The 18159-nt window shown below is 64.9% G+C and carries 16 protein-coding genes; 9 read left to right on the top strand and 7 right to left on the bottom strand.

Going from position 1 to position 18159, the window contains the following annotated elements; translation table 11 throughout:
* The first annotated feature begins 407 nt into the window (after nt 1-407).
* The 3 genes from ACVILL_RS23460 (at nt 408) to ACVILL_RS23470 (ending at nt 3708) form a co-directional block, all read left to right on the top strand.
* Complete coding sequence (locus tag ACVILL_RS23460) at nt 408-1334, top strand: SMP-30/gluconolactonase/LRE family protein (protein ID WP_456731200.1); 927 nt, start codon at nt 408-410, stop codon at nt 1332-1334.
* 107 nt (nt 1335-1441) lie between these two features.
* Nucleotides 1442-2035, top strand: coding sequence for a GNAT family N-acetyltransferase (locus ACVILL_RS23465; RefSeq protein WP_456731201.1), 594 nt, complete (start codon nt 1442-1444; stop codon nt 2033-2035).
* Between the two features lie 29 nt (nt 2036-2064).
* Nucleotides 2065-3708: a GMC family oxidoreductase gene (locus tag ACVILL_RS23470; RefSeq protein ID WP_456731202.1), complete on the top strand. Its 1644-nt coding sequence runs from the start codon at nt 2065-2067 to the stop codon at nt 3706-3708.
* A 200-nt stretch (nt 3709-3908) separates the two neighbouring features.
* Here the strand turns inward: ACVILL_RS23470 and ACVILL_RS23475 are convergent, their stop codons facing one another.
* The 4 genes from ACVILL_RS23475 to ACVILL_RS23490 form a co-directional block, all read right to left on the bottom strand.
* Nucleotides 3909-5411 (bottom strand): flavin-containing monooxygenase, encoded by a 1503-nt coding sequence (locus tag ACVILL_RS23475; protein WP_456731203.1) that lies wholly within the window; start codon nt 5409-5411, stop codon nt 3909-3911.
* Nucleotides 5412-5514: 103 nt separating this feature from the next.
* A complete protein-coding gene (locus ACVILL_RS23480; protein WP_456731204.1) occupies nt 5515-6357 on the bottom strand; it encodes an AAA family ATPase in 843 nt (280 codons plus the stop codon).
* 93 nt (nt 6358-6450) lie between these two features.
* Nucleotides 6451-6696: a GlsB/YeaQ/YmgE family stress response membrane protein gene (locus ACVILL_RS23485; RefSeq protein ID WP_456731205.1), complete on the bottom strand. Its 246-nt coding sequence runs from the start codon at nt 6694-6696 to the stop codon at nt 6451-6453.
* Nucleotides 6697-6810: 114 nt separating this feature from the next.
* Nucleotides 6811-8709 carry a diguanylate cyclase gene (locus ACVILL_RS23490; protein ID WP_456731206.1) on the bottom strand — a complete coding sequence of 633 codons (1899 nt, stop codon included), beginning with the start codon at nt 8707-8709 and terminating at the stop codon, nt 6811-6813.
* Nucleotides 8710-8890: 181 nt separating this feature from the next.
* On the opposite strand from ACVILL_RS23490, the gene ACVILL_RS23495 reads away from it, so the two are divergent.
* The 3 genes from ACVILL_RS23495 to sseA all read left to right on the top strand — a co-directional run bounded on the left by ACVILL_RS23495 (nt 8891) and on the right by sseA (nt 11502).
* The gene (locus ACVILL_RS23495) at nt 8891-10066 is read left to right on the top strand and encodes a vWA domain-containing protein (RefSeq protein WP_016847779.1); all 1176 of its coding nucleotides are present in this window, start codon (nt 8891-8893) and stop codon (nt 10064-10066) included.
* 133 nt (nt 10067-10199) lie between these two features.
* A complete protein-coding gene (locus ACVILL_RS23500; protein ID WP_050422006.1) occupies nt 10200-10613 on the top strand; it encodes a rhodanese-like domain-containing protein in 414 nt (137 codons plus the stop codon).
* A gap of 31 nt (nt 10614-10644) precedes the next feature.
* On the top strand, nt 10645-11502 hold the full coding sequence (gene sseA / locus ACVILL_RS23505; protein WP_456731207.1) for a 3-mercaptopyruvate sulfurtransferase: 858 nt from the start codon (nt 10645-10647) through the stop codon (nt 11500-11502).
* A gap of 65 nt (nt 11503-11567) precedes the next feature.
* On the opposite strand, the gene ACVILL_RS23510 is transcribed toward sseA, so the two are convergent.
* Nucleotides 11568-12446, bottom strand: coding sequence for a hypothetical protein (locus ACVILL_RS23510; RefSeq protein WP_456731208.1), 879 nt, complete (start codon nt 12444-12446; stop codon nt 11568-11570).
* 330 nt (nt 12447-12776) lie between these two features.
* Between ACVILL_RS23510 and ACVILL_RS23515 the strand changes: the two genes are divergently transcribed.
* Together ACVILL_RS23515 and ACVILL_RS23520 are read left to right on the top strand one after the other, a co-directional pair.
* Nucleotides 12777-14006 (top strand): L,D-transpeptidase family protein, encoded by a 1230-nt coding sequence (locus ACVILL_RS23515; RefSeq protein WP_456731209.1) that lies wholly within the window; start codon nt 12777-12779, stop codon nt 14004-14006.
* 98 nt (nt 14007-14104) lie between these two features.
* A complete protein-coding gene (locus ACVILL_RS23520) occupies nt 14105-14848 on the top strand; it encodes a DUF4336 domain-containing protein (protein ID WP_456731210.1) in 744 nt (247 codons plus the stop codon).
* 20 nt (nt 14849-14868) lie between these two features.
* On the opposite strand, the gene ACVILL_RS23525 is transcribed toward ACVILL_RS23520, so the two are convergent.
* The gene (locus ACVILL_RS23525) at nt 14869-15831 is read right to left on the bottom strand and encodes a D-2-hydroxyacid dehydrogenase family protein (RefSeq protein WP_456731211.1); all 963 of its coding nucleotides are present in this window, start codon (nt 15829-15831) and stop codon (nt 14869-14871) included.
* Nucleotides 15832-15948: 117 nt separating this feature from the next.
* Nucleotides 15949-16200: a hypothetical protein gene (locus ACVILL_RS23530; protein ID WP_456731212.1), complete on the bottom strand. Its 252-nt coding sequence runs from the start codon at nt 16198-16200 to the stop codon at nt 15949-15951.
* Nucleotides 16201-16473: 273 nt separating this feature from the next.
* Between ACVILL_RS23530 and ettA the strand changes: the two genes are divergently transcribed.
* A complete protein-coding gene (ettA, locus tag ACVILL_RS23535) occupies nt 16474-18123 on the top strand; it encodes an energy-dependent translational throttle protein EttA (RefSeq protein ID WP_456731213.1) in 1650 nt (549 codons plus the stop codon).
* The last annotated feature ends 36 nt before the right edge of the window (nt 18124-18159 follow it).

The raw sequence follows: 18159 nt of genomic DNA on the forward strand, positions 1-18159 counted from the left end.
CGCGCGGCTCCCTCTCCATCGTCATTCCCCGGTGAGGGGGAGAGGGCGGGAGCAAAGCTCCGGCAGTTCATGCCGCGAGAATACAATGTTGTATCCTGCGTGCTTCGAATTGCGTGATGTCTCTCCCGTCATCCTGCGAGCAGAGCGAGCCTCGAAGGATGCACGGCCCGGCTGGTGGCCGCCGATCCTTCGAGACGCCGCTTCGCGTCTCCTCAGGATGACGGATTTGACAGAGTCACGGTAGCGACAGCGTTGGATGCCGCACCATCCCACCGCAACGCCGGGCAGCGTTGCGGGGCAATTGCTTGGCAAGCCAAACCCCGTTTGCGATAACAGGATGAAACAACAACGTTGCGCATGCGGGACCGTTTGGAATCCGCCTGCAGCCAAAGAGCCGGGAGGATGCCATGGCCAATATCCGAGTTCTCGCCACCGATCTCGAGTTTCCCGAAGGTCCGGTCGTCATGCCGGACGGTTCGGTCGTGCTGGTCGAAATCCGCGGCCAGCGGCTGACCCGGGTTTATCCCGATGGCCGCAAGGAGATCGTCGCCAAGGTGCCGGGCGGCCCGAACGGCGCGGCGCTCGGCCCCGACGGCAAGATGTACATCTGCAACAATGGCGGCTTCTCCTGGATCCCGACCCGCAACATGATCATGCCGGGGCCGCAGCCGGAGGATTATCTCGGCGGCTCGATCCAGCGCGTCGATCTGCAATCCGGCAAAGTCGAGACCGTGGTGACGAAGTGCGGCGAGCACGAACTGCGCGGGCCGAACGACCTGGTGTTCGACAGACAGGGCGGCCTGTGGTTCTCCGATCTCGGCAAGCGCCGTGCCCGCGACATGGATGTCGGCGCGTTCTACTATCTGAAGCCCGGCATGAACGAGATCGTCGAGGCCGTGCACGGCATCCTGCCGGCGAACGGTATCGGCCTCTCGCCGGATGAGAAGACCGTCTACATCGCGGAGACGCCGACCGCGCGGCTGTGGGCCTATGAGGTCTCCGAGCCCGGCACCATCAAGCCGCGCGACGTGATCTATCGCGGCGAGCGCGGCAAGCCGATCGCTGGCCTCGGCGGCTACCAGATGTTCGACTCGCTCGCCGTCGAAGCCAACGGCAATGTCTGTGTCGCGACGCTGATCTCGGGCTGCATCTCGGTGATCGCGCCCGACGGCACCGTGGTCGAGCAGGTGCCGACCGGCGACCGCGTCACCACCAACATCGCCTTCGGCGGCCCCGATCTGAAGACCGCCTACATCACGCTATCGGGCAAGGGCGAGCTGATCGCGATGGACTGGTCGCGCCCGGGATTGCCGCTGAATTTTCTGAACAAGTGACGTAGGAGCGTCATTGCGAGCGAAGCCAAGCAATCCATGTAGCCACGGACGCGGAGAGATGGATTGCTTCGTCGCTTCGCTCCTCGCAATGACGGAAAGGATGCAAAATGCCCTGGCTTGAACCGGTCACCCTTCGCGGCGCGCATGCGCGGCTGGAGCCGCTGTCCCACGATCATCGCGACGGGCTGGTCGAAGCGGTGAAGGACGGTGGCCTCTCGAACCTCTGGTACACCGCAATTCCGCAGCCGGAGAACATGGCCAAGGAGATCGACCGCAGGCTCGGCCTGCAGGCCGCCGGCACCATGCTGCCGTTCACGGTGTTCGACGTCGAAGACCGGATTTCCGGCATGACCACCTACATGAACATCGACACGCCGAACCGCCGCGTCGAGATCGGCTCGACCTGGTACGCGAAGCGTGTGCAGCGCAGCGCAGTCAATACGCAGTGCAAACTGCTGCTGCTCCAGCACGCGTTCGAGAAGCTCGATTGCATCGCGGTCGAGTTCCGTACGCATTTCTTCAATCACCAGAGCCGGCGCGGCATCGAGCGCCTGGGCGCCAAACAGGACGGCATTCTGCGCAGCCATCAGATCGCGCCCAACGGCACGTTGCGCGACACCGTGGTTTACAGCATCATCGCCAGCGAATGGCCGACGGTGAAGGCCCATCTCAACTATCAACTCCACGAAAAGGTGCGTTGACGCTGACGTCATCGCCAAGAAACGAGACGATGGAAACGTTCGATTATGTGATTATCGGCGCAGGCTCCGCCGGGAGCGTGCTGACCAACCGGTTGAGCGAAGACGCGGGCACCAGGGTCTGCGTGCTCGAGGCGGGGCCGAGCGACTGGCATCCCTACATCCATCTGCCGGCCGGCTTCATCAAGACCTTCCATATGAAGAGCGTGAACTGGGCCTACCAGCAGGAGCCGGGTCCCTATACCGGCGGGCGCAGCATCTACGCGCCGCGCGGCAAGACGCTTGGCGGTTCATCCTCGATCAACGGCCACATCTACAATCGCGGCCAGCGCCAGGATTTCGACACTTGGGCGCAGCTCGGCAATCGCGGCTGGGGCTATCCCGACGTGCTGCCGTATTTCCGGCGCATGGAGAGGCGGATCGGCGAGGGCGACGACACCTATCGCGGCCGCGACGGCAATCTCACCGTGACTACGATGGACTGGCAGGATCCGCTCTGCGAGGCCTTCATGGCCGGCGCGGTCTCGCTCGGCATTCCGCGCAACCCCGACTATAACGGCCAGATCCAGGAGGGTGTGTCCTACTGCCAGCGCACCATCCTGAACGGCCGCCGGGTCAGCGCCGCGACCGCGTTCCTGCATCCGGCGCGGCGTCGGCCGAATGTCGACGTGCGCACGCATGCCCATGTCACCGGCATCATCTTCGAGGGCAAGCGCGCGGTCGGCGTGCGCTACAACCGCGGCGGCAAGCACGGCGATCCCCTGGAGATCCGCGCCACCAAGGAAATCATCCTCTCCGGCGGCGCCTACAACTCGCCGCAGCTGTTGCAGCTCTCCGGCGTCGGTTCGCCCGAGCTGTTGCAGGCGCACGGCATCGAGGTGCGCCACGCGCTGCCGGGTGTCGGCGAAGGCCTGCAGGATCACTACGCGCCGCGCTCGGTGGCGCGGGTCAAGAACATCCGGACCATCAACGAAATGCGCCGCGGCCTCAGCCTGTGGGGCGAGGCGATCAAATGGGCGACGACGCGGCGCGGCCTGCTGTCGCTGTCTCCGACCATGGTCTACTGCTTCTGGCATTCCGGCGAGACCACCGAGAGCTCCGATCTGCAGCTCACCTTCACGCCGGCGAGCTACAAGGAAGGCGTGCAGGGCCAGCTCGAGGACGAGCCCGGCATGACGGTGGCGTCATGGCAGCAGCGGCCGGAGAGCCGCGGCTACGTCCGGATCCGCTCCGCCGATCCGTTTGCGCCGCCGATCATCCAGACCAATTATCTCGCCGAGGAAATCGACCGCCGTGTTGTCGTTGCCGGCATGAAGCTGGCGCGCCGGCTGCTCGCCTCCGAGCCGCTCAGCCCGTACTACGCCTATGAGGACTTTCCTGGTCCGAAGGTTACGAGCGACGACGAGCTGCTGGCGGCCGCGACCCAGCGCGGCACCACCACCTTTCATCCCGGCTGCACCTGCCGGATGGGACCGGCCGACGCGCCGTGGGCCGTGGTCGACGACCAGCTTCGGGTCCACGGCATGGAGGGCCTGCGCGTGATCGACGCCTCGATCATGCCGCGGATGATCTCAGCCAACCTCAACGCCTCGACCCTGATGATCGCCGACAAGGCCTCCGACATGATCCGCGGCAAGACCCCCGAAGCGGCGGCGAAGCTGCCGGAATATGCGTGAGGGAAGAGCTGGGCGCGACGATGATCGCTCAGCGTCGTCCCGGCGAAGGCCGGGACCCATAACCACCGAAACTCATTGTTGAGCGCCGGTGGAATGACGAGCCCCCGTCGACAACATACGCCGCGGAGTATGGGTCCCGGCCTTCGCCGGGACGACAGCGGTGGGTGTGTCGCCGTTGGAGACCGGAAAGCAGAAGAAGCTCAGCCGTAGACGAATGCCTTGTCCTCGAGGTCGATCGCCGGGAATTCGTCCTTCTCGGCCCAGTAGTCCTGGTTGTGCTGCCACTCCGGCTTGTCGCCGCGCTTCGGCAACAGGTGCATGCCGCGCATCATGTAGCCGGGGTTGAAGTTCTCCGGATCGATCCACGACAGCAGCGGCATGTTGTGGTCTTCGGGGCGCAGCGCCGGCGTCACCTTGCTCACGCCGGTCTCCTTCATGTGCTTGAGCATGCGGCAGACGAAGTCGGCGACGAGGTCGACGCGCAAGGTCCAGCTGGCCCGGAAATAGCCGAACACCCAGACGAGGTTAGGCACGCCGGTGAACATCATGCCGCGATAGGTCACGGTGTCGGCGAAGTCGAGCGGCTTGCCGTCGATCTCGAAGTCGATGCCGCCATTGGCGGAGAGGTGGAAGCCGGTCGCGGTGATGATGATGTCGGCCTCGAGCTCCTTGCCGGACTTGAGCAGGATGCCCTTCTCGGTGAAGCGATCGATCTCGTCGGTGACGACGGACGCCTTGCCGCCCTTGATGGCGTGGAACAGGTCGGCGTCCGGAACGAAGGCGATGCGCTGCCGCCACGGCCGGTAGCTCGGCGTGAAGTGGGTGGCGATGTCGTAGTCCTTGCCGAGGACGGCTTCGACCGCCGCCAGCAGGTCCTTCTTGGCGCCTTCCGGCTCGGCGAAGGTGCGCTTGGTGAAGGCGTCCTGCTCGAACAGGATCTTGCGCCTGACGATCTCGTGGATCCAGTGCTCGTCGACCTGCAGCCGGCGCAGCTCCTCGGCGATCTCGATCGCGTTGCGGCCGGTGCGGAAATAGGTCGGCGAACGCTGCAGCATGGTGACATGGCCGGCGTCCTTGGCCATCGCCGGGATCAAGGTCGCCGCGGTGGCGCCGGAGCCGATCACGATCACCCGCTTGCCCTTGTAGTCGAGGTCGTCGGGCCAGGTCTGCGGATGCACGACCGTGCCCTTGAACTTCGCCATGTCGGTCCATTCGGGCGTGTAGCCGGCGTCGTGGCGATAATAGCCCTGGCACATCCAGAAGAAGTTGGTGGTGAAGCGCAGCCGCTCGCCGCTGTCGATGCGCGTGGCATCGATGGTCCACAGATTGGTCTCGTTCGACCACTTCGCCGCGGTGATGGTGTGGCGATAGCGGATGTGGCGGGCGAGATCGTTCTCCTCGATCACCTCGCCCATGTATTTCAGGATCTCGGCCGCGGTCGCGATCGGCGCGCTGGTCCACGGCTTGAAGCGATAGCCGAAGGTGTGCAGGTCGCTGTCGGAGCGGATGCCGGGATAGCGATGCGTCGACCAGGTGCCGCCGAACGTCTTCTGCGTCTCCAGCACCACGAAGCTGGTGCCCTTGCATTGCGTGGCGAGGTGGTAGGCGGCGCCGACGCCGGAGATGCCGGCGCCGGCGATCAGGACGTCGAAATGCTCTGTCGTGACGGGCTCTTCGGCCCGGATCTGGGTCTGGACGTTCATCTTCCCTGGTCTTCTTGTTTGTTGGATTGTTTTTGTTGGATTGTTCGTTGAGCTATCGAAGCAAAACGCCGGAGCCATCGCCCGGCGCCTGCCGTTGTCGAAACTAGACTTCGCGGCGGCTGAGGAAGGCCAGCCGCTCGAACAGATGCACGTCCTGTTCGTTCTTGAGCAGCGCGCCGTGCAGCGGCGGGATCAGCTTGCGCGGATCGCGCTCCCTGAGCATCTCGGGCGTGATGTCCTCGTTCAACAGCAGCTTGAGCCAGTCGAGCAGCTCCGAGGTCGACGGCTTCTTCTTCAGGCCCGGCACCTCGCGGACTTCGAAGAAGATCCGCAGTGCTTCCTCAACCAGCCGCTTCTTGATGCCGGGGAAGTGCACGTCGACGATCTTGCCCATGGTGTCGGCGTCGGGGAACTTGATGTAGTGGAAGAAGCAGCGGCGCAGGAAGGCGTCCGGCAGTTCCTTCTCGTTGTTCGACGTGATCATCACGATCGGGCGCAGCTTCGCCTTGACGGTCTCGCCGGTCTCGTAGACGTGGAACTCCATGCGGTCGAGTTCGAGCAGCAGGTCGTTCGGAAATTCGATGTCGGCCTTGTCGATCTCGTCGATCAGCAGCACCGGGCGCTTCTCGTGGGTGAAGGCCTCCCACAGCTTGCCGCGCTTGATGTAGTTCTTGATGTCGGACACCCGCGCGTCGCCGAGCTGGCTGTCGCGCAGCCGCGACACCGCGTCGTATTCGTAGAGGCCCTGCTGCGCCTTGGTGGTCGACTTGATGTGCCAGGTCAGCAGCGGCGCATCGATCGCCTTGGCGACTTCCTCGGCCAGCACGGTCTTGCCGGTGCCGGGCTCGCCCTTCACCAGCAGCGGGCGCTCGAGCACGATGGCGGCATTGACGGCGACCTTGAGGTCATCGGTGGCGACGTAGTCCTTGGTACCCGTGAATTTCATCTATCTGTTTGCCTTGCTTCGTTCGCTGGCCGGTTCGGCCTCAACATGAAACGACCGCTCTCGCAGCGGTCGTTGGGGATGCGGATTTTCCGGTCACGCGCGTCTGATCACCGACAGGATCACCAGCACGATCACGGCGCCGATCGTCGCGTTGACGATGTCGCGGATCGCGCTGCCGCCGAGGCTGACGCCCAGTCGCGGCAACAGCCAACTCGCCACCAGCGCACCGATGATGCCGACGACGATGTTGCCGATCAGCCCGAAGCCCGCGCCGCGCACGATCAGCCCAGCGAGCCAGCCGGCAATCGCACCGATCACCAGTGCCGCAATGATGCCCATTCAAACGTCCTGCCCAATGTCTTGTCAGGCGCAATTGTAATTGAAAAAGCCGGGCGGTCTAGGGCGGATTCCGCAGCGCAGCGGTACCCTGGATGGCACCTGGCGCATAGTATGTCAGGCGTACTGTTTCCGCCCCGCGGAATGATTGTCACCGGCAAGCGACGAGGCCAGCACGGTGCGGTCGCGTCCCGAACGCTTCGCCTCGTAGAGCGCGAGATCGGCCTGGCCGAGCAATTCGGTCTCGTTCGCGGTCGCAGCCGATCGGCTGGCAATGCCGAGACTGATCGAGACCACGCCGCGCCGCGCCGCCGGGTTGGCGATCGCCAGCGATCGTACCGTCAGGCGCATGGCTTCGGCGACCTTCAGCGCATCCTGCTCGCCGACGCCGGGCAGGATGATCGCGAATTCCTCGCCGCCGTATCGCGCCGCCATCGCCGTCGTGTTGGTGGTGGCATCCGCGATCACGCGCGCCACCCGCCTCAGGCATTCGTCGCCGGCCTGATGGCCCTGCGTGTCGTTGAAACCCTTGAAGTGATCGATGTCGAGCATGATCAGGGAGATCACCTCGCGGTCGCGGAATTCGCGCGGCAGCGCGCTGTCGAAGCTGCGCCGGTTGGCGAGCGTGGTCAGGCCGTCGGTGGTCGCAAGCTCCGACAGGCGGAGGTTCAGCGCGTTGAGCTCGTCCTCCATCTTGCGGCGCTCGGTCACGTCGCGCAGCACGCCGACCACCTCGATGGCCTGGTGATCTTCCGCAAGTCCGGCCAGCTTGAAGTTGATCTCCACCCACACTTCGCTGCCGTCGGCGCGGAAGGTCTTGAATTCGACGGTCTTGGTGGTGGTCCAGTTGGTCAATTCCGCTGTCGCCCTGGCGACGTCGGCGAGGTGATCGGGATGCACGAAGTCGAAGCAGGATTTGCCGATCAGGTCGTCGGGCTTACGGCCGAGGATTGTCTCGACCGACTGCGACACGAACAGGAAGCGGCCGTCGCGGTCGAGCAGGATCACGACGTCGGCGATGTTGTCGGCAAGCAGCCGGTAGCGCGCCTCGCGTTCCCTCAGCATCCGCGCGACCTTGGCCCGCTTGGCGAATTCCTTGCCGAGCAGGATCGCGAACAGGATGACGCTTCCCATCAGGATGATGGCGACAAGCAGGTCGTTGCGCAGATCCTCGTGCCATGCGGCGAGCACCTGGGCTTCCGGCAGCGCGACGGTGACCACGATCGGATACTGCGATGCGCGTTCGAAACCGAGAAATTTGACGCGGCCATCGAACGGCGATGTGGTCTTCGTGTAGCCCGCGCGGTCCTGTTGGATCTGCGCCTTGAAGGCCGCGGAAACCTCCTTGCTCCACTTGCCCGTCGGCCAATGCGCGAGGACGACGCCGTCGAGGCGAAGCAGGGTAATTCCGGCATGCGGACCGAATTTGAAGGCCTGGTAGAACTTGTCGAAGTAGCTGCTTTCGATGGTCGCAAACAGCACGCCGCCGAAGCTGCCGTCTTCCCTGGTGACGCGCCGCGACAGCACGATGGTCGGTTGGCCGGTGAGGCGCGACTGCAACGGTTCGCTGATGTGCAGCGTCGCATCCGGCGAGTCGCGATGGCTGATGAAATAGCCGCGATCGGCATTGTTGTGCGCGGGCAACTCCGCGGCCGACGAATAGATCCGGTTGCCGTCGGGGTCGATCACGCCGATCTCCCTGATCTGCGGCAGCGCGTCTGCGGTCTTGCGCAGGGCGGCGTTGAAGCGGTCGACGCGCGGCTTCTGGTATTTCAGAAGGTCGACCATGGCGTTCATGGATACGTCGATCGCCTGGAGCGAGTGCGAGGCGTGCTCCGCCAGCGAGTGGGTGAGGTTGCGGATGTCGCGCTCGCCCTGCGCCAGCGCCGTCGTGCGCGACTCGACCGCCTTCCAGATCAACAGACCGAGCACGAAAACGCTCATCGCCGTCACGACGGCGGCGACGATCGCCGTCGGCGAAAACAGTTTCGGCAGCTTGGCAGGGCTGTTGGGCACGTCGATCGGGTCCACTGGCGTCGTGTTACCTCCAGTGATCAACGTCCCATCTTAACGTCACGTTTCGGGGGCCGGACCGAAGCTCGCCGGGGTGGTTAAGTGAAAGTGAATGGCTGATCCGCCGGAACGGGCTGGGGAGGGGCCCTTGACGGCACCGGCAGGGCGGGCGATTTAAGTAACCATGTTCCTGCAGTTCTTCACATCACTGCGCGACGCCCAGGTCCCCGTGACGCTACGGGAATATCTGACCTTGATGGAAGCGCTCGACGCCGATCTCGCCGAACAGACGGTCGAGAACTTCTACTATTTGTCGCGCGCTGCCCTGGTGAAGGACGAGCGCAATCTAGACAAGTTCGACCGCGTGTTCGGCACCGTGTTCAAGGGGCTCGAGAGCCTGCTCGACGCCATGGGCAAGGCGGAGATCCCCGAGGAGTGGCTGAAGAAGCTCGCCGAGAAATATCTCACTGAGGAAGAGAAGAAGCAGATCGAGGCCATGGGCTGGGACAAGCTCATGGAGACCTTGAAGAAGCGGCTCGAGGAACAGAAGGGCCGCCACCAGGGCGGCAGCAAGTGGATCGGCACCGCCGGCACCTCGCCGTTCGGCGCCCACGGCTACAATCCCGAGGGCGTGCGGATCGGGCAGGAGAAGAACCGCAACAACCGCGCCGTGAAGGTGTGGGACAAGCGCGAGTTCAAGGATCTCGACGGCAATGTCGAGCTCGGCATCCGCAACATCAAGGTTGCGCTGCGGCGGCTGCGCAAGTTCGCGCGCACCGGCGCGCCCGACGAGCTCGACCTCGACACCACGATCAAGGAGACCGCCAACCACGGCTATCTCGACGTGCACATGCGCCCCGAGCGGCGCAACGCGGTCAAGGTGCTGGTGTTCTTCGATATCGGCGGCTCGATGGATTCGCATATCGAGCAGGTCGAGGAATTGTTCTCGGCCGCCAAGAGCGAATTCAAGCACATGGAATATTTCTACTTCCACAACTGCCTCTATGAAGGCGTCTGGAAGCAGAACAAGCGGCGCTTCACCGATCGCACGCCGACTTGGGACGTGCTGCACAAATACCCGCACGACTACAAGGTGGTGTTCGTCGGCGACGCCTCGATGTCGCCTTACGAGATCATGGTTCCCGGCGGCTCGGTCGAGCATGTTAATGAAGAGGCCGGCTCGGTCTGGCTCGACCGCATCATCCGCACCTATCCGCATGCGGTGTGGCTCAATCCGGTGGCGCAGAAGCACTGGGACTATTCGGAATCGACCACCATCATCCGCCGCCTGTTCTCCGAGCGCATGTATCCGATCACGATCGAAGGTCTGGAGAACGCGATGCGGGAGCTGGTGCGGTAAACAATCGCGTCATTCCAGACGGTCCGCAGGACCGATCCGGAATCTCGAGCTGATGAAATTCGATCGAGATTCCGGGTTCGATGCTGCCGCATCGCCCCGGAATGACCAACAACAAAAAGCCAGGGAGAGCCCCATGCCCCAGAACATCCACCGCGGCATCAAGGTGATGATCGACGAGGCCAATGCCGAGATCGAGACCATCAGCGCGGCCGATGCGATCACCATGATCGGCAAGAACGACGTCGTGATCGTCGACATCCGCGATCCCCGCGAAATCGAGCGCGACGGCAAGATCCCCGGCGCGTTCTCCTGCACCCGCGGCATGCTCGAGTTCTGGATCGATCCGAACAGCCCCTACGCCAAGCCGATCTTCCAGGAAGACAAGAAGTTCATCTTCCACTGCGCCGGCGGCCTGCGCTCGGCGCTTGCCGCCAAGACCGCGAAGGACATGGGCCTGAAGCCGGTCGCGCACATGGGCGGCGGCTTTGCCGCCTGGCGCGAGGCCGGCGGTCCGATCGAGGCGTGGGAGCCGAAGAAGAAGGGCTGAAGGGCCCTCACGCCTGCAAGGACATCAAATCATGACCGCTCACGACGATCCGCTCGTTTCGACCGAATGGCTGGCTGCGTATCTCGGCGATGCCAACGTCAAGGTGCTCGACGCGACCTTCAAGCTGCCCGGCGTGCTGCCGCTGCCGAAGGACGATTATCTCGCCGCGCATCTGCCCGGCGCGGTGTTCTTCGACGTCGATGCGGTGTCGGACCATTCCAATCCGCTGCCGCACATGTTTCCGAGCGCCGAGCAGTTCGGCCACGACATCGGCGCGCTCGGCATCGGCAATGCCGACACGGTCGTGATCTACGACGCCGGCGGCTGGGTCGCAGCACCCCGCGCCTGGTGGATGTTCCTGTCCTACGGCCATCGCAACGTGCGCATTCTCAACGGCGGATTGAAGAAGTGGCGCGCCGAGGGCCGGGCGGTCGAGAGCGGCGAGGTCAAGCCGAAGCCTGCGACGTTCAAGGCGAGCTATGATCCGAAGCGCGTGCGCAGCATCGAGCAGATGATCGCCAATGTCGAAAGCCGTGCCGAGCAGGTGATCGATGCGCGCGCCGCCGATCGCTTCGAGGGCCGTGCGCCGGAGCCGCGGCCGGGCATCCGCGCCGGCCACATCCCGGGCGCCCGCAACGTGCCCTACAATCAGCTGTTCGATGCCGCGACCGGCGAGATGAAGCCGCTCGACGAGCTGCGCAAATCGTTCGCGGGTGCGGGCGTGACGCTCGACGCGCCGATCATCACCAGCTGCGGCTCCGGCGTCTCGGCCGGCGTGCTGACGCTTGCGCTCTACCGGATCGGTGTCACCGATACCGCGCTGTATGACGGCTCGTGGTCGGAATGGGGACAGGCGAGCGGCCCGCCGATCGCGACGGGACCAGCCTGAACGAGAGCGTTTTCGAGCGAAGTGGATGCCGGTTCGCGTGAAGAAAACGCGTCAAAACAAGAGCTCTAGCGTCGGGTGACCGGCACCAGGGTCGTCTGACCGAACGGATCGACCTGCTGAACCATCTGCCGGACCGGATGCGCGCGGACGATCCGCCGCCGCTCCTTGCGATGCGCCGGCTTGCTGGTCGCGCTGCGCTCCGGCTTCTTCGCCTCAACGGCCTTCGGCGCCGCCGGCTGTTCGACGACAACTTCCGGCCCGCCCAGCGTTGCAATTTTGGTCGCGGCCGCGATGGCCTCCGGTGACGGCGGCGGTGCGGGCTCCTCCGCCGCGGTCATTGCCGGGGCGGGTGGCGCCGGCGCGGGCTCGCTGGCTGCGGCGGGCGGATCCGCCACGGTGGCGACCTTGGGTTCGGCTGCGGCCGGTGCCGGCTCGGCAGCGGCCGGCGCCGCGTCGGCGGCAGCCGGTGTCGGCGGCGATGCGGGCACAGGATCCGCGGCCGGATCCTGTGCCGCAGTGTCGGCAGATTGGGCTGGCGGCGCCGGGGCCTCCGCGGCCTGGGCTTCCGGCGTCGGTGGGGCAGGCGGAGGCGGATCATCGGCCTTCACGGCGGCGACCTGCTCCGGCTCGGCAGCAGGCGGGGCTTCGGCGGGAGGCGCGGCCTCGGCTCGAGGCGCGGGCTCGGATGCGGCTGGCTCGGGCGGGGGCGCCGGGCTGTCGTCCGCCACGTTGTCCGCAGCGGGCGGGTCGACCCGCACCATGGCAAGCACCGGCGGGGCCTCGGGCTGCTGTGCGAATTGCGGCTCGGGCGGGGCCCGTCGGGCCGGAATGCTGGCGAATTCCTCATGCGCCGCGCGAAACAGCGAGGCTGCCCCCAACCCGAACACCAGAAGCGAGGTCGCCAGTACGATCGCAGCGAACAGGAAACGAAGGCCGGGAAGCATGGGCGCGGGTTCCCCCTTCTACGGGAGGGTGTCGATGTCGAGGGAACGCGGTGACCACACAAAAGGCCGGCGTCGCAAGCGCGAATCAGGCCGATTCGAGAATATCGCAACGCCCCGGGACTGTTCGTTACAAAATGCCGGCGATCGATGACTTTGGCCACGTAGACGGACTTTGCCGCGTCGTGAGACATCTTTGCCGCAGCAATGATGCGAATTCACAATGTGCCCGGAATAGCCCGGGTTTCGCGGAATTGTCTTGAATGCGCCGCTATCTTCCTTCATTGGGCCGTTAACGGTCCGGTGTGGCTTGGGGACTATACAAGAGCAATGATGATCAACCGCATTCTGACGATTTGCGCTGCCGCGGCTCTCGGCGTGGCAGGAACTTCGCTTGCGCATGCGCAGCAGGGTTATCCGGCGCCCCAGGGCACGGCCTATTCGACAGCGCCTCAGCCCTATCCGCCCGGCAACCTGCCGGATTTCGACGCCCTGAATGACGACGAGCCGCAGGATTCGGCTTCGCTGCCGCCGCCCGGCCCGGTGATGTCGCCGAACGACCCGCGCTATGGCCGTCCGCCGGCCTATTCCGATCGTGGCGCGCCGACCGGTCCCGTGATGTCGCCGGACGATCCGCGCTATGGCCGTCCGATGAACGCCCCGGTCTATTCCGACCGTGGTGCGCCGACCGGCCCCGTGATGTCGCCCGATGATCCCCGCTATGGCCGTCCCATGGGGCCGCCGCCGGTGATCTATGGCGATCGTCCGGGCGCGCAACAGGCCAACCGCGACAACGGTGTTCCGGCCGCCGGTGTTTCCTATGGCGACGACCGCGGCGGCATGCGTCCGCCCGAGGGCGTCACCGGAGCCGTGCCGCAGCAGCAGGCGCCGGTCGATGCCAATGGCAAGCCGGTACAGATCGCAGCGCTGCCGCCGGATGAGCAGCCGGAAAACGGCCCGGCGCAACTGGCGCCGAACCTGCGCCGCCAGGAAGTGGCGTTCGCGACCAAGGAGCCGGCCGGCACGATCGTCGTCGATACGGCGAACACCTACCTCTATTACATCCTGGGCAATGGCCGGGCGGTCCGCTACGGCGTCCGCGTCGGCCGCGACGGTTTCACCTGGACCGGCGTGCAGAAGATCACCCGCAAGGCCGAGTGGCCGGATTGGCATCCGCCGACCGAGATGATCGAGCGCCAGCCCTATCTGCCGCGCTTCATGGCCGGCGGACCCGGCAATCCGCTCGGCGCCCGTGCGATGTATCTCGGCTCGACCGTGTACCGCATTCACGGCACCAACCAGCCGTCGACGATCGGCAAGTTCGTCTCGTCAGGGTGCATCGGCATGCTGAACGAGGACGTCTCGGATCTGTTCGACCGCGCCAAGGTCGGCACCCGCGTGGTGGTGCTGCCCGGCGGCCCGCCGCCGGGAACGGCGACGGCCTCAGCCGCGCCGCCTCCGAACCCGATGGCCCCCGCGCCGACGCAGGCTCAGGCCGCGCCGCTGCCGGGCACGCAGCCGACCGCGGTGCAGCCGCTGCCCGCGCCGGTCACGGTGCGCTAGGCCAGCCGGCAATCAATCTGAAAAAGGCGCGCGAACAGCGCGCCTTTTTTGTTGCAACGAGTCAGTCTGTCTCGACGTTGCCGCCACGAGGCAACGCGATGCACGACGTCTGCGAGACCTATCCGCCGCTGAATACGCTGAAGCCGGTCGCCGATGACATCTGGATCATCGATGGTCCGATCATCCGGTTTGGTCCGCGCTGGTTCAAAATGCCGTTTCCAACGCGCGCGACAATCATTCGTCTGCCGGGTGGGCGGCTGTTCATTCATTCGCCGACACCATTGGCGGCTGAACTCGAGGCCGCAGTCACTGAACTCGGCGTACCGAATTGGATCATCGGTCCGAATCGTCTGCATTGCTGGTGGATTCCGGAATGGCATGCAGCCTATCCGGACGCGCGCATCTTCCTCGCGCGCGAGATCACGCAACAAGCCGGCGACCGACTGACCGTCGAAGGCGAGCCACTGGACCAATCATCCGGCTATCCCTGGGATCAGTGGATCGCAACGCTGCCGGTGGCGGGCAGCTATATGACGGAGGTCGTGTTCTTTCATCTGCCGTCGCGGACATTGCTGCTGACGGACTTGATCGAGAATTTTGAGGCCAAGCGAGTCCGCTCGCCCCTGATGCGGTTCCTGACCTGGCTGGGCGGCGTGCGCGATCCCGACGGCAGTATGCCAACCGATCTGCGCTCGTCGTTCTCGCAGGACAGTGACGCGCTGAAGGCGGCCGTCGCCCGCATGATCGAGTGGAATCCGGAGCGGATCATCCTCGCCCATGGGCGTTGGTATGACCGCAACGGCCGCGCGGAACTCGAACGCGCCTTCCGCTGGCTCGGCTAGCCGCCGCCGCGAAGGCTCCGTCAGGCCAGCCGCCGCGGCGGCTCGCTGCCCTTGGTGAAGGCGTCGATGCACGCGACCATCTGCTGATAATGCGTCTGCAGGCTCTCGCGCGTCGCATAGCCGAGATGCGGCGTGATCACGACATTGTCGAGCTTGCGAAGCGGGTGATCCGGCGGCAGCGGCTCGACCGAGAACACGTCGATGCCGGCGCCCGCGATTGTCTTGTCGCGCAGCGCCGCGAGCAGGGCGTCCTCGTCGACGATCGGCCCGCGCGCGGTGTTGACGAGATAGGCCGACCGCTTCATGCGGGCGAGATCGGCGGCGCCGACCAGTCCGCGCGAGCGCGGGCTGAGCACGACGTGGATGGTGATGATGTCGGCGTTCGCGAACAGTTCGTCCTTGCTGGCGTAGCCGACGCCGGCCTCCTTGCACTTCTCCGGCGTCAAATTGGGGCTCCAGGCGATCACGTTCATGCCGAACACCTTGGCCATGCCGGCGACCTTGCTGCCGAGCTTGCCGAGGCCGATGACGCCGAGCGTCTTGCCCTCGATCTCGGTGCCGGCAAAGGTCTGCCACGCCTCGCCGGCGTGCATGCGTGCATTCTCGCGGCCGATGCCGCGCGTCAGTTCCAGGATCAGCCCCATGGTCAGCGGCGCGGTGGGATCCTGGCTATATTGGGTGCCGCACAGCACCACCTGGCGCGCCTTGGCTGCCTCCATGTCGATCGCGGCGTTGCGCATGCCCGACGTGATCAGGAGCTTCAGCTTGGGCAGTGCCTCAATCAGGCTCTTCGGGAACGGGGTGCGTTCGCGCATCGCGCAGATGATCTCGAATTCCCTGAGCTTCGCCGCGGCCTCCGCCTCGCTTGCGAACGGCTTGTCGAACACGGTGACCTCGACGCGGTCCTCGACCTTTGGCCAGTCGGCCACCGAAAGCGCGATGTCGAAATAGTCGTCGAGGATTGCACAGCGGAGCCGCGTCATCGGAAAGGTCCATTCAGGGTGAGGGCGACGGCGGGAGATCAACCGTCGGAAGACCCGTCATGGTCGCGCGCAATCGGCGGGCGCGCAAGCGGCCGCGCTTTCAAATAAGGGCGAGCGTCATGCCGGCAGGGACGGCTTCCGCGCCTTCGTGGAGCGGATGTCTGCAAGCATCGAGCGGACCGCCGGCGACAATGCCATCTGCTTGGCGCGGCAGGCCGGGCCCGGGCCGCGCATGTAATGCAGTTCCGGACGGTAGGGATTGAAGGCCTTGGCAACGAAGGCCCGCCAGAAGGTGCGGAATTCGTCGAACATCGTCGCCTCGCCTTTGCTGGCCGGGCGCGAAAGAGGTGCTGAAATGATGGTAGCCATGACGTGGCCTCAACTGTTTTGGCCGCGGTTTTGCCGCGAAAATCGCCGTTTTCCAGCGTTGAGAACGAGTTTTGGCCTGATTTATTAAAAGATGGTTTCAATTGTCGTGATTCGGCGCACACATGGTGTCGAACCCGTAATCACCCGTGGTGAATGGACGGAACGTGGTGAACGGATGGAAAACGCACGCCCCGCGGTTGCGCTTTCGGGGGCCGGCCGTTACATCGGCGGCAGCAAAATTTCCACAAATCGGATCAATTCCAGGGACAGCGGATGGCTCGCCAGTTCATCTATTTCATGCAGGGTCTGACCAAGAGCTACCCGACCCGCAAGGTGCTCGATAACATCCATCTGAGCTTCTACCCGGATGCCAAGATCGGCGTGCTCGGCGTCAACGGCTCGGGCAAATCGACCCTGCTCAAGATCATGGCCGGCCTCGACAAGGAATATACCGGCGAGGCCTGGGTCGCCGAGGGCGCCCGCGTCGGCTACCTCGAGCAGGAGCCGCATCTCGACCCCAAGCTCTCGGTCCGCGAAAACGTCATGCAGGGCGTCGCCAAGCAGAAGGCGATCCTCGACCGCTACAACGAGCTCGCCGTCAACTACTCGGACGAGACCGCCGATGAGATGACCAAACTGCAGGACGAGATCGAGGCCCAGGGCCTGTGGGATCTCGACAGCAAGGTCGACCAGGCGATGGACGCGCTGCGCTGCCCGCCCGACGATGCCGACGTCACCAAGCTTTCGGGCGGCGAACGCCGCCGCGTCGCGCTGTGCCGCCTGCTGCTCGACCAGCCGGAATTGCTGCTGCTCGACGAACCGACCAACCATCTCGACGCCGAGTCGGTGTCGTGGCTGGAAGGCCATCTGCGCAACTATCCCGGCGCGATCCTGATCGTGACCCACGATCGCTACTTCCTCGACAACGTCACCGGCTGGATCCTCGAGCTCGACCGCGGCCGCGGCATTCCCTACGAGGGCAATTACTCGTCCTGGCTGGTGCAGAAGCAGAAGCGGCTCGAGCAGGAGGGCCGCGAGGACGCAGCTCACCAGAAGACGCTGGCCCGCGAGCAGGAATGGGTGGCGTCGTCGCCGAAGGCCCGCCAGGCCAAGTCGAAGGCGCGCTACCAGCGCTACGAGGATCTGCTCAAGAAGGCGAGCGAGAAGCAGACCCAGACCGCGCAGATCATCATCCCGGTCGCCGAGCGGCTCGGCGCCAACGTCGTCGACTTCGAGGGCCTCAGCAAGGGCTTTGCCGATCGGCTCTTGATCGACGATCTCACCTTCAAGCTGCCGCCCGGCGGCATCGTCGGCGTGATCGGCGCGAACGGCGCCGGCAAGACCACGCTGTTCAAGATGATCACCAAGCAGGAGACGCCTGACAAGGGCACCATCACGGTCGGCGAGACCGTGCATCTCGGCTATGTCGACCAGTCGCGCGATGCGCTCGAGGGCAACAAGACGGTGTGGGAGGAGATCTCCGGCGGTAACGAACTGATCCTGCTCGGCAAGAAGGAAGTCAATTCACGCGGCTATTGCTCGGCGTTCAACTTCAAGGGCGCCGACCAGCAGAAGAAGGTCGGCGCGCTGTCCGGCGGTGAACGCAACCGCGTGCATCTCGCCAAGATGCTGAAGTCGGGCGCCAACGTGCTGCTGCTCGACGAACCGACCAACGACCTCGACGTCGACACGTTGCGCGCGCTGGAAGAGGCGCTGGAGGATTTCGCCGGTTGCGCCGTCATCATCAGCCACGATCGCTGGTTCCTCGATCGCATCGCGACCCACATCCTGGCCTTCGAGGGCGACAGCCATGTCGAGTGGTTCGAGGGCAACTTCCAGGATTACGAAAAGGACAAGATGCGCCGGCTCGGCCAGGACAGCATCATCCCGCACCGCGTGAAGTACAAGAAGCTGACGCGGTGATCGGTTCGGTCGAGCGCCGCAATCGTGCCGCGTTCG

This window comes from Bradyrhizobium sp. USDA 3364 (assembly GCF_054056355.1).